Source organism: Reyranella humidisoli (assembly GCF_019039055.1).
In the GTDB taxonomy this organism is placed as follows: domain Bacteria; phylum Pseudomonadota; class Alphaproteobacteria; order Reyranellales; family Reyranellaceae; genus Reyranella; species Reyranella humidisoli.
Genome location: NZ_JAHOPB010000001.1, coordinates 1,668,246 through 1,680,646, shown reverse-complemented (window position 1 = coordinate 1,680,646; position 12,401 = coordinate 1,668,246). Strand labels below are relative to the sequence as shown.

The following is a 12,401-nucleotide window of genomic DNA, read 5'->3' as shown; positions in this document are numbered from 1 at the left end:
TTTTATGAAGTTCAGTTTCTCCAGCGAGCAGGAAGAGTTCAGGTCGAACCTGCGCCGCTTCCTGGGCGAGCGTTCGCCCACCAAGGAAGTGCGCCGCCTGATGGCGACCGACGCCGGCTTCGAGGCCGCTGCCTGGCGCAAGCTCAACAGCGAACTCGGCCTGACTGCCGTGCGCATTCCCGAGGCTTTTGGCGGCCAGGGCTTCGGCTTCGGCGAACTCTGCATCGTGCTGGAGGAGATGGGCCGGTCGCTGCTCTGCGCGCCGTTCTTCTCGACCGCCGTGCTGGCCACCGGCGCGATCCTCAATGCCGGCACGGAAGCCGAGAAGCAGGCGCTGCTGCCCGGCATCGCCGCCGGCGACACCGTCGCCACCCTCGCCTGGGTCGAGCAGCCGTCCCGCTGGGATGCCGCGGCCACGACCCTGACGGCCAAGCCGTCCGGTTCGGGATACGTCCTCGACGGCTTCAAGAGCTACGTCCTCGACGGCCACACCGCCGATCTCATCGTGGTCCTCGCCCGCGCCCCCGGCAGCAGCGGCGACAAGGGCCTCTCGCTCTTCACCGTGAAGGGCGACGCCAAGGGCCTGTCGCGCAAGCTGCTGAAGACGATGGACGAGACCCGCAAACTCGCCCACCTCGACTTCAAGGGCGTGGAAGCGACCCTGCTCGGCGAGGCCGGCGCCGCCGCCGCGCCGTTCGCCCGTACCATGGTCGAGGCTGCGGTCTGCCTGGCCAACGAAATGGCCGGCGTCTCCGACCGCCTGCGCGAGGATTCGCTGGAATACGCCAAGATGCGCATGCAGTTCGGCCGCGCCATCGCCTCGTTCCAGTCGATGAAGCACAAGCATGCCGACATGCTGGTCGACGTGGAGCTGGCCAAGTCGGCGGCCTACTACGCCGCCGCCGCGCTCGACGAGGGTGACGACGATATCGTCGCCGTGGCATCGCTCGCCAAGGCCGCCGCCAGCGACGCGGCCCTGCAGACGGCCGTCCATGCCATCCAGATCCATGGCGGCATCGGCTTCACCTGGGACAACGACACCCATCTCTGGTTCAAGCGCGCCAAGAGCTCGGAGGTGCTGCTGGGCGATGCCCATCACCACCGCGAGCAGATGATGCAGCACTGGGCCGCCTGAGGAGCAGGAAGATGAACGAACTCACCGAAGACTCCGTCCGCGCCGACGTGCGCGCCTGGCTCGAAGCCAACTGGAGCCCCGAACTCGGCCTCGTCGAATGGCGCAACAAGCTGGCCGATTCGGGCTGGGGCGTCCCGACCTGGCCCAAGGAATGGTACGGCCGCGACCTGCCGCAGGCCTTCCAGGCCGTCGTCGACGAAGAATTCGCGCGCATCGGCGCGATCGGCGTCGCCAAGGCCGGCATCCGCACCCTGGCCGCCGCGACCATCCTCGCGCACGGCACCGATCTCCATAAGGAGAAGTTCCTGCGCCGCATCCTCACCGGCGAGGACACCTGGTGCCAGCTCTTCAGCGAGCCCGGCTCCGGCTCCGACGTGGCCGGCGCCGTCACCCGCGCCGAGATGAGCGGCAACAAGTGGATCGTGAACGGCCAGAAGGTCTGGACGACCTCGGCCCATCACGCACACTGGGGCCTGCTGCTGGCCCGCACCGACTGGGACCAGACCAAGCACAAGGGCCTGTCCTATTTCATCATCGACATGCACCAGCCCGGCGTGAACGTGCAGCCGCTGAAGCAGATGAACGGCCACGCCTCGTTCAACCAGGTGTTCATGACCGACGCCGTGGTCGAGCCGGAGTTCCTCGTCGCCAACGTGGGCGACGGCTGGGCCGTGACGACGACGACCTTGATGCACGAGCGCCGCGGCGCCGACGGCCTGCGCACCTGGGCGATGGGGTCGGACCGCAAGGGCCGCGCCTACGACGAGGAGCGGGCCGAGATCGCCACGACGATGGAGCCCTACAAGTGGTATCCGCAGCGCGCGGGCCGGGTCGACCTGATCCTGTCGCGCGCCAAGGAAACCGGCCATCTCGACGATCCCGTGGCGCGGCAGGAGATCGCCAGGCTGCTCACCATGTCGAAGGCCGCCGAATGGACGGCGCGCCGCGCCCGCGCCGCTGCCCAGCAGGGCAAGCCGCAGGGCCCCGAAGGCTCGCTGGGCAAGCTGGTCGCGAGCCATATCGCCCGCGCTGCGGCCCGCATCCACACCCAGCTCTCGGGCGCCGACGCCCTGCTGACCGGCGCCGACAGCCCGCTGAACGGCACGATCGCCGAGATCCTGGTCTCGGTGCCGGCCACGTCGATTGCCGGCGGCACCGACGAGATCCAGCGCAACATCATCTCCGAGCGCGTCCTCAAGATGCCCAAGGAGCCGAGCATCGACACGACCAAGCCGTTCCGCGACGTGCCGCGCAATACGGTTCGGTAGAGAAGCGAGTCCGCCTCCCCAGTCATCTGGGGAGGTGTCGGCGTCTTACGCCGACGGAGGGGTCATAAGCTTTGCTCGGCCTATGACCCCATCGCCCCGTGTGACGGGGCACTTCCCCATGTGAATGGGGAAGCATTTGATTTCGACTCAGAAAATCAAAGATCTACGTTATTCCACCCTGATCTTGCCGGCTCGCGCGATGGCGCCGAAGTCGGTGCGCTCCTGCGTGATGAAGGCGAGCGTCTCGGCCGGCGTGGTGATGCGCGGCGAGGCGCCCAGCTCGCGGATGCGCGTGGCGATGGCCTCCTCGCGCAGCGCCTGATTGATGGCCGTATTCAGCTTCTGGATGATTTCGTCAGGCGTGCCCTTGGGCGCCATGAAGGCGTACCAGGCGACCCATTCGCGCGGATCGAGGCCGAGTTCCATCATCGTTGGCACGTCGGGCAGCTTCTCCGAGCGCTCGCGCGAGGTGACGGCCAGTGCGCGCAGCTTGCCGCCGGCAATGTGACCGGCGCTGGCGCCGAGGCTGTCGACCGTGATCGGCACCTCGCCGTTGATCACCGCCAACAGCGACTGCGGCGTGCTGCGGTAGGGTACCGCGGGCATGTCGAGCTTGTGGCGGATCTTGGTGTCCTCCGCGACCAGGTGCGGAATGCTGCCGGACGCGGGCAGGCCGTAGCGCCACTGGCCGGGCTCCGCCTTCGCCTTGGCGATGAACTCCGGCATCGTTCTGAAGGGCAGCGACGGCGTCACCACCCAGACCAGCGGCGAGGTGACGGCGACCGAGATCGAGGCGAGATCGTCGACCGGATCGAGCGGCATGTTGGTGTAGATACTGCTGCCGATCGAGATCGCGCCGATATGGGCGAACATGAAGGTGTAGCCGTCGGGCGCGCTGCGCTGGACTTCCTGCATGCCGATGATGCCGTTGGCGCCGGGCTTGTTGTCGACGACGACGGGCTGGCCCAGCAGTTCCGCGAGGCGCGGCGCCAGGATGCGGGCATAGACTTCGTAGCCACCGGCGGCGCTGGGAACGAGGAGTCGGAGCCGCCGGTTGGGCCAGTCGCGCCCTTGCGCCCATACCGCGGGCGCCGCCAGGGCGGGTGACGTGGCCAACAGGCCGAGCGTGGCGCGACGTGACAGGCGCATCGATGTCTCCTCCGGGCCGAAGCGAGGAGGCGGCGCCGTCCCTCTGGCCTTGTTTGTCTGGAGCAGGTCATTCGCCTGCTTTCCGGCAGCGTATACGTTGCCGGCAACTTCGCAACGCTTGGCGTTGCCGCCGCAGGGCCGCTACTGTCGGAGACATGACACTCAGCCCGATCACGATCTTCCGCGCCCGCCGAATCCTCACCATGAATCCCGCCCGGCCCGAGGCCACGCACGTGGCCGTGCGCGACGGCCGCATCCTGGGCGCCGGCCCGCTGGAGGAACTCGCCGGCTGGGGCACCTACACGCTGGACGAACGCTTCGCCGACAAGGTGCTGATGCCCGGTCTCGTCGAGGGCCACAGCCACGCTGCCGAGGGCACCTTCTGGCGCTACACCTATCTCGGCCGCTTCGACCGCATGGATCCCGAAGGCAAGGTGTGGAAGGGCGCGGAGTCCATCGAGGACGTCGTGGCGCGCCTGCAGGAGGCCGAGCGCAAGCTTGCCTCGCCAACCGAAGTGCTCGCCGGCTGGGGCCTCGACCCCATCTACTACGGCGACCGTCGCGTCGTGCGCGCCGACTTCGACCGCGTGTCGACGACGCGCGCGATCGGCGTGATGCATGCCAGCGGCCACATCTTCAACGTGAACACCCGCGCGCTCGAACTGGCCGGCCTGATGCGGCCGGGCGTCAACCATCCCGGCATTCCGCTCGGCGCCGACGGCCTGCCGACCGGCGAACTGAAGGGCCCCGAGGCGATGACGATCGTTGGCGCCCATGTCGGTTTCGACCGCGAGGCGCTGGCCAACGACGAGGAAGGCCTGAAGCGCTTCGCCAAGCTCTGCGTGCGCCAGGGCGTCACCACGGCGACCGATCTCGCCAACCTGCTGCCGGACGACGCGGTCTCGATGATGGCACGCGTCACCGGTGAAGCCAGCTTCCCCGTGCGCATCGTCTCGTTCCGCCGCTTCCAGGCGCTGACGCCGGAGCAGGTGGTCGACATCGCCGTGAAGCTCAAGGCGAAATCGACCGACCGGCTGCGGCTCGGCGCCATCAAATTGTTCGTCGACGGCTCGATCCAGGGCTTCTCCGCGCGGCTGCGGTGGCCCGGCTACTACAACGGCGCGCCGAACGGCCTGTGGTACACGCCGCCCGAGGCGATCAGCGGCCTCTACAAGCTCGCACTACAGAAGGGCGTGCTGGTGCACAGCCACACCAATGGCGACCAGGCGACCGAGATGGCGCTGGATTGCCTCGAAGGCGCGCTGCTCGACCAGCCGGCGCGCGACCATCGCTTCACGCTGCAGCATTGCCAGCTCGCCGACGCCGCGCAGTTTCGGCGCATGGCGCGGCTCGGCATGTGCGCCAACCTGTTCCCAAACCATCACTTCTACTGGGGCGACCAGCACTACGAGACGACGGTCGGCCCGGAACGGGCGATGCGCATGAACGCCTGCGCCACCGCGCTGGCCAGCGGCGTGCCGCTCGCGATCCATTCCGACGCGCCGGTGACGCCGCTCGGCCCGATCTTCACGGCGTGGTGCGCCGTCAACCGGCTTACCGCCAGCGGCCGGACGCTCGGCACCAGCGAGGCCATCTCGGTGGCCGACGCGCTGCGCACGATCACGCTGGGCGCCGCCTGGACGCTCAGGCTCGATGGCGAGGTCGGCTCGATCGAGTGCGGCAAGCGCGCCGACTTCGCGGTGCTGGAGGACGATCCGCTGGAGATCGCGCCGGACAAGCTGAAGGACGTGCGCATCTGGGGCACGGTCCAGGGCGGCCGTCCCTTCCCCGCCAACGGGGTGTGAGCGAAGACGTGAGCGGGGCACGGCCCGGCGGGCGGCTGCCGGTCACGGTGATCGGCGGCTATCTCGGCACCGGCAAGACGACGCTCGTCAATCGCCTGCTGCGCGCCGCCGACGGCCAGCGGCTCGCCGTGCTGGTCAACGATTTCGGCGCGACGCCGATCGACCGCGACCTGATCGTGTCGTCGAGCGGCGACACGCTGGAGATTTCCGGCGGCTGCGTCTGCTGCAGCTACGGCTCCGACCTGATGGACACGCTGATGACGCTGCCCGAGCAGCGGCCGGACATCGAGCGCGTGGTGCTGGAGACCAGCGGCGTCGCGCTGCCGGGCATGGTCGCCAGCGCCGTCACCCTCCTGCCGGCCTATCGCATCGACGGCATCGTCGTGATGGTCGACGTCGAGACCGTGCGGACGATGGCCGACGACGCCTACCTCGGCGACACGATCACCCGCCAGCTCGCCGCCGCCGACCTCGTCATTGCCAATCGCTGCGATCTCGTGGACGAGACGTCATTGCAGGAGACGCTCGCGTGGCTGGCGACGCAAAGTCCCGCGGCACGGCTTATCCCGGCAACACGGGCCGAGATCGCGCCCGACCTGCTGCTCGGCCTGCGCGACGGCGCAGCGCCTCGCCTGTCGGCGACACTCACGACGCCCGGCGCGCCGGACGCGGCATCGCTCTACGACTCACTGGAGTTGGATGTGCCCGATGACGTCGACGCCGCGGAGCTCGGCCAGAGCCTCGGCGCGCCTGGCACCGGCGTGCTGCGCGCCAAGGGCATCCTGAATCGCGGTGACGGCAAACCGATCGCGCTGCATGTCGTTGGCCAGCGCTTCGAGATCGACGCGGCACCTCCCGGCGCGACACCGGGCAAGCTGGTAGTCATCGGCCTAAGGGCGCGCCTCGACCGCGAGGCGGTCGCGCGTGCGCTTCAGCCGAGCCTGTCGACGTCGTTACGCAACGCCTGACCGGCGCGGAAGCGCGCGAGGTTTTCGAGGAAGATGCCGAAGATCGCCTCGTTCTGCCCCAGCGAATGGCTGGCGGTGTGCGGCGAGACCAGCACGTTGGGCAGGTCCCACAGCGGCGAGGCCGGATCGAGCGGCTCGCGCTCGAACACGTCGAGATAGGCGCCGCCGAGCTTGCCGCTCTGCAACGCGGCGATGACGTCGTTCTCCACCGCGACTTCGCCGCGCGCGACGTTCACGAAATGCGCACCGTCGGGCATCGCCGCGAAGGCCGCCGCATTGGCGATGCCGCGCGTCACCGGCGAGGCCGGGCAGCAGAGGATCAGCCAGTCGGCTTCCGGCAGCACCTGGTGCAACTGCTCATAGGCGACGACGCGCTCACACGGCTCAACCGGCTCGGCGGTGCGCCGCACGCCGATGGCGCGCATGCCCAGCATCGCGAGCAGCCTGGCGATGTTCTGTCCGATCGGTCCCATGCCGACGATCACGGCACACTGGCCGGCCAGGTCGCGCGGCGAGCGCTCACCCAGCCGCGGCTCCCAGGCATGGCGGCGCTGTGCATCGGCCAGCAGCGGGAAGCGCCGGTTGATCGCGATCACGGCGCCCAGGGTGCTGTGCGCTACGGTGACGGCCGTGGCGCCCGAGGCGGTCGTCACCTTGACGCCGCGCGCTCGCAATTCGCGATAGATCGGCCGTTCGGCCCCGGCCGGGTGGATCTGCAGCCATTTCAGGTTCGGCGACTTGAGCACGACCGCGTCGAAGCCCTGCAATTCGGGCGTCAGATTGCCCGGACTGGACTTGCCCGTGACCTCGCGGGTCATGAAGGCGATATCGGCGGCGCCGGGTCCGTCGGCGGCCAGCGCCGCTTCGGCAGTAAGGAAGGACAGCGTGCCCGGCGGCACGGCTGCCGCAATTCGCTCGCCCCAGACACGAAGCGCATGGGACGAAAGCAGAAGCGTGGTCATGGCGGGAGGATAACCAACCTTCGACCGCGATGACAGGCATGGTACGCTTTGACCATGCTCAAGCTCTATTACTCGCCCGGCTCCAGCTCCATGGCAGCCCACATCGCCCTCCACGAGGTCGGCGCCACCTTCGACAAGCACGCCGTCTCGGTGCCGCGCAAGGAGACGCGCACGTCCGACTTCCTTGCCGTCAATCCGGTGGGCAAGGTGCCGGTCCTGATGATCGACGGGAAACCACTCACCGAGGTGGCCGGCATCCTGTTCTATCTCGCCCGTACTTATCCCGCGGCGAACCTGCTGCCGGCCGGCGACACGGAAGCCGAGGCGCAGGCTGTCTCGTGGATGTCCTACGTCGCCTCGACGATTCATCCGGCGATCCGGCAGGGCGTCGCGGAAGCCCGCGAACTCTACGCGGTGGCGGACAAGCGCCTGGGCAATCGCACATGGATCCTGGGTGATCGCTATTCGATCGCCGACATCCACCTGTTCCGCGTCTACTGGCGCTTCCGCGACCAGCTCGAGCGCAAGCCGGGCGACTTCCCCGCGCTCGAAGCCCACCATGCCCGCATGCTGGAACGGCCTGCGGTCAAGAAGACGATCGAGATCGAGAAGGTCTGAGGTCGAGCCGTCTCATTGGAGCGCGCCATTCCAGTGGCGCTCTTCTCACGCTCGTCGACGATGCTTGAGCGCCACTGGAGTGGCGCGCTCCATTGATCCGCTTCGTCTTTAACCCGCGTTGATCGCGCGCCAGACCTTCTCGGGCGTGGCCGGCATGTCGATGTGCTTGCCGTCCAGCGCATCGACGATCGCGTTCATGACCGACGGCAGCGCGCCGGCACAGCCCGCCTCGCCGCAGCCCTTGATGCCCATGCGATTGGTCTTGCAGGGCACGGCGTGGCTCTCGATCGACATATCCGGCGCGTGCTCGGCACGCGGCAGGGCATAGTCCATGTAGCTGCCCGTGACCGGCTGGCCTTGCGGGTCGTAGATCGTATGTTCCATCAGCGCCTGGCCGATTGCCTGCAGCACCCCGCCATGCGCCTGGCCCGCGACCAGCATCGGATTGATGACCGTGCCGAAGTCGTTGACCATGAAGTAGCGCACGACATCGATATGACCGGTGTCGCGGTCAATCTCGACTTCGGCGATATGGCAGCCGTTGGGGAATGAAAACGGCGGATTGTCCGAGATGTGGCTGACGTCGAGCGACTGGGGCAGGTCGGCCGGCAATGTCAGGCCACCGCGAATCCTGTCGGCGAGTTCGATTATCCCGATGCTGCGGTCCGTGCCGGCAATCGTGAAACGGCCGTGCGCGAACTCGATATCGACGGCCGAGGCTTCGAGGACATGAGCGGCGATCTGCTTGCCTTGCTCGATCAGCTTGTCGCCGGCCTCCAGAAAGGCCTGCGAGGCGACCAGCGCCGAACGCGAGCCGCCGGTGCCGCCACCGACCTTGAGCTGGTCGGAATCGCCCTGGAGCAGCCGGAAGCGCTCGAACGGAATGCCGACATGCGCCGCCAGCACCTGGGCGAAGGGCGTCGCATGCCCCTGGCCATAATCGAGTGTGCCACTCAGCATGGTGACGGTGCCGTCTTCCTCGAAGCGGATGCCGCCATACTCCTTGCTGGGAGGGCCGGTGACCTCGAGATAGGAGCCGATGCCCCGGCCGCGCAGCTTGTTGCGCGCCGCGCTTTCGGCCTTGCGGGCCGCGAAGCCCTCCCAATCGGCCGCCTTCAGCGCCTTGTCGAGCACCGCGGTGAATTCACCGGAATCGTAGTTCATGCCCGACGGCGCCTTGTAGGGCATCTGGTCGGGCGCGATGTGGTTGCGCCGCCGCAGGTCGGCCGGGTCGATCGCGAGTTCGCGCGCCGCCGTATCGATCAGGCGCTCCATGAAGTAGTTGCCCTCGGGCCGACCGGCACCGCGATAGGCCGCGACCGGCGTCGTGTTGGTGAAGACCACCTTGGAGTTCACCTCCATCGCGGGTGTGCGGTAGACGTCGATGACGTTCTTCACCGCATTCGTGGTCGCCGGCATCGGCGGATAGATATAGGCGCCTGCGTTTGCTGTGCCCGACAGGCGGACGGCGAGGAAGCGGCCATCCTTGTCGAGGGCGAGTTCGGCCACGCGCTGGTGATCGCGGCCGGCATGGTCGCTGAGGAAGCTTTCGGAGCGCTCGTCGGTCCATTTCACCGGCCGGCCGAGCTTCCTGGAAGCCAACAGCAGCGGGCCATACTCCGGATAGACCTGCGACTTCATCCCGAAGGAGCCGCCGACGTTACCGGTCAGCACGTGGACCTTGTCCGGCGTCACCTTGAGCACGTCCTTGGCCAGTGTGCCGCGGATGCCCATGACGCCCTGGCAACCGAGATGCAGCGTCCAGCGCTCCGTAGCCGGATCGTAGGAGCCGATCGCCGAACGCGGCTCCATGGCGCTGACGGCAATGCGGTTGGAGACGATCTCGAGGCGGGTCACGTGGGCTGCCTCGGTGAAGGCCTTCTTCACCGCCTCTCCATCGCCGTAGTGGAAGTCGAGCACGAGATTGGACGGCGCCTCGTCGTGAATCTGCGGCGCGCCGGGCTTCAGCGCTTCGTGCGGCGCGGTGACGGCGGGCAGTGTTTCGATGTCGAGCTCGACCGCCTCCGCCGCATCCTTGGCCTGCACGGCCGTCTCGGCCACGACGCAGGCCACCGCCTCGCCGACATAGCGCACCTTGCCGACGGCGAGCGACGGCCGCGGCGGCGTCTTCATCGGCGAGCCGTCGCGCTGCGGGACGTTCATCGGGCAGCGCAGTGGGCCGAATCCAGCCGCGTCGAGGTCGGCCGCGGTGAGGATGGCGAGCACGCCAGGCATGGCGGATGCGGTCTCGATGTCGATGCCTCGGAGCACGCCGTGCGCGACCGGGCTGCGCACCATCACGGCATGGGCCTGCCCAGCGAGGTTGACGTCGTCCGAATAGCGGCCCTCGCCGCGCAGGAGGGTTGGATCTTCCTTGCGAGGCACCGGCTGGCCGACGCCGAACTTCATCAACGAAAGGCTGACATCGTCGAACACGTCCATGCGCGGTACTCTCAGTCTCAAAAAAATTGTCATCCTGAGCCGCAGGCGAAGGATCCTTCGCTGCGCTCAGGATGACAAAGAAGCGGTTACTACTTCAGCGGCGAGTAGTTGGTCGGCAGCAGCAGGGTGGAGTGCATCTCCTGCAGCTTGGCCGGACCCTTGGCGAGATAGGCCTGCCACGCCGGATCCTTCATGGCCGCGGCGCGGGCCTCGAAGCGCTCCTGCAGGTTCTTGTAGCGCCAGAGATGGATCCACTCGTTGGGCTGCGGGAACTCGCCGGTCCAGGCGCCCCAGATCGGCGAGTACTTCTCGCGCGCCGCCTGGACTTCCTTGAAGTCCTTGCCGTACTGCACCGCGCCGCCGAGGCCGCAACGGTATATGCGCAGTTCGTAGATGTTGCCGGTGGTGCCATCGTCCGGCTTGATGTCGACCACGGTGTTCATCAGGCGCAGGTCCTGGCGGACCACGCAGGTCCGCACGATCGGAATGTACTTCTCGGTCCAGTCCTTGTTCTTCTGCAGCTCGGTGCGCAGGCGCGTGCGCTCCTCGTAGCTGTCGTACTTCCACAGATGCCAGATCTGGTTCAGCGCGCCGAACTCCGACGTCCAGTAGCCGTGGTTGACGCCATAGTTGTTGCCGCGCGCCGGACGGCCGATCGTCTCGGCGGCCTTGAGGTATTCCGGCATCTTGCCGGGCGCCAGCGTGTAGGTGCGAAACTCGTAGACCATTATGATTCCTCTCAGGGATGCGGGTTCTTCGGCGGATGTGCCTTGACCGCTTCCTCGTTGATGTCGGCGCCCCAGCCGGGCCGGGTGGGCACGATCAGTTCGCCATTCTGGATCACCAGCGGGTGAGTCACCAGATCGTCCTTCCACGGCACGTCGTCGATATCGATTTCCATGATGCGGAAGTTGGGCATGGCAGCGCACAGATGGGCGCTCATCAGGGTCGACATGTGGCCGTAGAAATTGTGCGGCGCGCAGTTGATCTCGTAGGCCTCGGCCATCGAGGCGATCTTCAGCGATTCCGCGAGCCCGTTCCACGGCACGTCGATGATCGACACATCGATCGAGCGGTTCTCGAAGAACGGTCGGAACTGGCGGCGGCCGAACAGCGATTCGCAGGAGGCGATGGGCATGGACGCGCGGTCGCGGATCAGGCGCAGCCCCTCGGGATCGTACGAATCGATTTCCATCCAGAAGAGATTGTAGGGCTCGCAGGTGCGCGCGACCTTGATGTAGCCCTCGGTCTTGAAGTTGAAGTTGGTGTCGAGAAGGATGCCCATCTCGTGGCCGGCGCCCTGGCGGAAGGCGGCCAGCCCGTCGGAGATCGCCCCCAGCACCGCGCCGTCGGCATTGAGTTCAGGCCCGCCGGGGCTGCGCCCGAAGCCCGGCTGGTACATGTTCGGCGGATCGAGATCGAAGCGGAAGATGTTGGTCTTCAGCGCCTTGAAGCCGCGCTCCTTCACATGCTTGCCGAGCTTCACCAGATCGTCGAGCGAGCGCACCGGCTCGACGCCCATCACCTCGGCGTTGCGGAACCGGTAGCTGCCGCAATGCGACCAGTAGAGCGGCAGCCGGTCGCGCACCGGCCCACCGAACATCTCGCAGACGGGGATGCCCAGCGCCTTGGCCTTGACGTCGATCAGGGCGTTCTCGATCGCCGCCATCGCCTGTTGGTTCATGCCGCCCGGTGCCTGGCGGGTGATGGCGTAGATCGTCGACATGATGCGCTCGATGGGGCGCGGGTCCTGGCCGATCAGCCCCTGCGCCATGCGCCGGATCACGGCCGTGAGGCCCGCGCTGCCGTAACCCTCGTTGTATTCCGACCAGCCGACCAGCCCGTCGTCGGTCGTGATCTTGAGAAAGGAGAAGTCGCGCCAGCCGGCGTCGCAGTGAAGGTCCTCGATCCTGGCGATTTTCATGGTTGTTCCTCCCGAATTGCCGGGAGCATAGACCAAGCGGTAGCGACTGCGGGATGAATCAACGCTCTTGCCAGCTGTGGGTTCGAATCCCGCCCGCTGCCATTTGCAACCCGGAGCCGCTTCCCGACGT

10 protein-coding genes are annotated in these 12,401 nt (G+C 67.4%); 5 read left to right on the top strand and 5 right to left on the bottom strand.

The window, feature by feature from the left end; translation table 11 throughout:
• The first annotated feature begins 4 nt into the window (after positions 1 to 4).
• Positions 5 to 1,135: an acyl-CoA dehydrogenase family protein gene (locus KQ910_RS08250; RefSeq protein WP_216958191.1), complete on the top strand. Its 1,131-nt coding sequence runs from the start codon at positions 5 to 7 to the stop codon at positions 1,133 to 1,135.
• Between the two features lie 11 nt (positions 1,136 to 1,146).
• Positions 1,147 to 2,403, top strand: coding sequence for an acyl-CoA dehydrogenase family protein (locus KQ910_RS08245; RefSeq protein ID WP_216958188.1), 1,257 nt, complete (start codon positions 1,147 to 1,149; stop codon positions 2,401 to 2,403).
• 168 nt (positions 2,404 to 2,571) lie between these two features.
• Here the strand turns inward: KQ910_RS08245 and KQ910_RS08240 are convergent, their stop codons facing one another.
• Positions 2,572 to 3,552, bottom strand: coding sequence for a Bug family tripartite tricarboxylate transporter substrate binding protein (locus tag KQ910_RS08240; RefSeq protein WP_216958186.1), 981 nt, complete (start codon positions 3,550 to 3,552; stop codon positions 2,572 to 2,574).
• A gap of 155 nt (positions 3,553 to 3,707) precedes the next feature.
• Between KQ910_RS08240 and KQ910_RS08235 the strand changes: the two genes are divergently transcribed.
• Together KQ910_RS08235 and KQ910_RS08230 are read left to right on the top strand one after the other, a co-directional pair.
• Positions 3,708 to 5,357: an amidohydrolase gene (locus KQ910_RS08235; protein ID WP_216958185.1), complete on the top strand. Its 1,650-nt coding sequence runs from the start codon at positions 3,708 to 3,710 to the stop codon at positions 5,355 to 5,357.
• A gap of 8 nt (positions 5,358 to 5,365) precedes the next feature.
• Complete coding sequence (locus KQ910_RS08230; protein ID WP_216958183.1) at positions 5,366 to 6,325, top strand: CobW family GTP-binding protein; 960 nt, start codon at positions 5,366 to 5,368, stop codon at positions 6,323 to 6,325.
• Here KQ910_RS08230 and KQ910_RS08225 read toward each other — a convergent pair.
• Positions 6,289 to 7,287, bottom strand: coding sequence for a D-2-hydroxyacid dehydrogenase (locus KQ910_RS08225; RefSeq protein WP_216958181.1), 999 nt, complete (start codon positions 7,285 to 7,287; stop codon positions 6,289 to 6,291). The genes KQ910_RS08230 and KQ910_RS08225 overlap by 37 nt on opposite strands.
• Before the next feature lie 54 nt (positions 7,288 to 7,341).
• On the opposite strand from KQ910_RS08225, the gene KQ910_RS08220 reads away from it, so the two are divergent.
• A complete protein-coding gene (locus tag KQ910_RS08220) occupies positions 7,342 to 7,905 on the top strand; it encodes a glutathione S-transferase family protein (protein WP_216958179.1) in 564 nt (187 codons plus the stop codon).
• Positions 7,906 to 8,013: 108 nt separating this feature from the next.
• On the opposite strand, the gene KQ910_RS08215 is transcribed toward KQ910_RS08220, so the two are convergent.
• The 3 genes from KQ910_RS08215 to KQ910_RS08205 form a co-directional block, all read right to left on the bottom strand.
• Complete coding sequence (locus tag KQ910_RS08215; protein WP_216958177.1) at positions 8,014 to 10,347, bottom strand: xanthine dehydrogenase family protein molybdopterin-binding subunit; 2,334 nt, start codon at positions 10,345 to 10,347, stop codon at positions 8,014 to 8,016.
• Between the two features lie 89 nt (positions 10,348 to 10,436).
• Positions 10,437 to 11,075 carry an NIPSNAP family protein gene (locus KQ910_RS08210; RefSeq protein WP_216958175.1) on the bottom strand — a complete coding sequence of 213 codons (639 nt, stop codon included), beginning with the start codon at positions 11,073 to 11,075 and terminating at the stop codon, positions 10,437 to 10,439.
• 11 nt (positions 11,076 to 11,086) lie between these two features.
• A complete protein-coding gene (locus tag KQ910_RS08205) occupies positions 11,087 to 12,271 on the bottom strand; it encodes a mandelate racemase/muconate lactonizing enzyme family protein (RefSeq protein WP_216958172.1) in 1,185 nt (394 codons plus the stop codon).
• Positions 12,272 to 12,401: the final 130 nt, after the last annotated feature.

Coding starts and splice junctions, on each gene's coding strand:
- KQ910_RS08225 (WP_216958181.1), bottom strand. CDS start 7,287: ATGACCACGCTTCTGCTTTCGTCCCATGCGCTTCGTGTCTGGGGCGAG.
- KQ910_RS08210 (WP_216958175.1), bottom strand. CDS start 11,075: ATGGTCTACGAGTTTCGCACCTACACGCTGGCGCCCGGCAAGATGCCG.
- KQ910_RS08220 (WP_216958179.1), top strand. CDS start 7,342: ATGCTCAAGCTCTATTACTCGCCCGGCTCCAGCTCCATGGCAGCCCAC.
- KQ910_RS08235 (WP_216958185.1), top strand. CDS start 3,708: ATGACACTCAGCCCGATCACGATCTTCCGCGCCCGCCGAATCCTCACC.
- KQ910_RS08240 (WP_216958186.1), bottom strand. CDS start 3,552: ATGCGCCTGTCACGTCGCGCCACGCTCGGCCTGTTGGCCACGTCACCC.
- KQ910_RS08215 (WP_216958177.1), bottom strand. CDS start 10,347: ATGGACGTGTTCGACGATGTCAGCCTTTCGTTGATGAAGTTCGGCGTC.
- KQ910_RS08250 (WP_216958191.1), top strand. CDS start 5: ATGAAGTTCAGTTTCTCCAGCGAGCAGGAAGAGTTCAGGTCGAACCTG.
- KQ910_RS08205 (WP_216958172.1), bottom strand. CDS start 12,271: ATGAAAATCGCCAGGATCGAGGACCTTCACTGCGACGCCGGCTGGCGC.
- KQ910_RS08245 (WP_216958188.1), top strand. CDS start 1,147: ATGAACGAACTCACCGAAGACTCCGTCCGCGCCGACGTGCGCGCCTGG.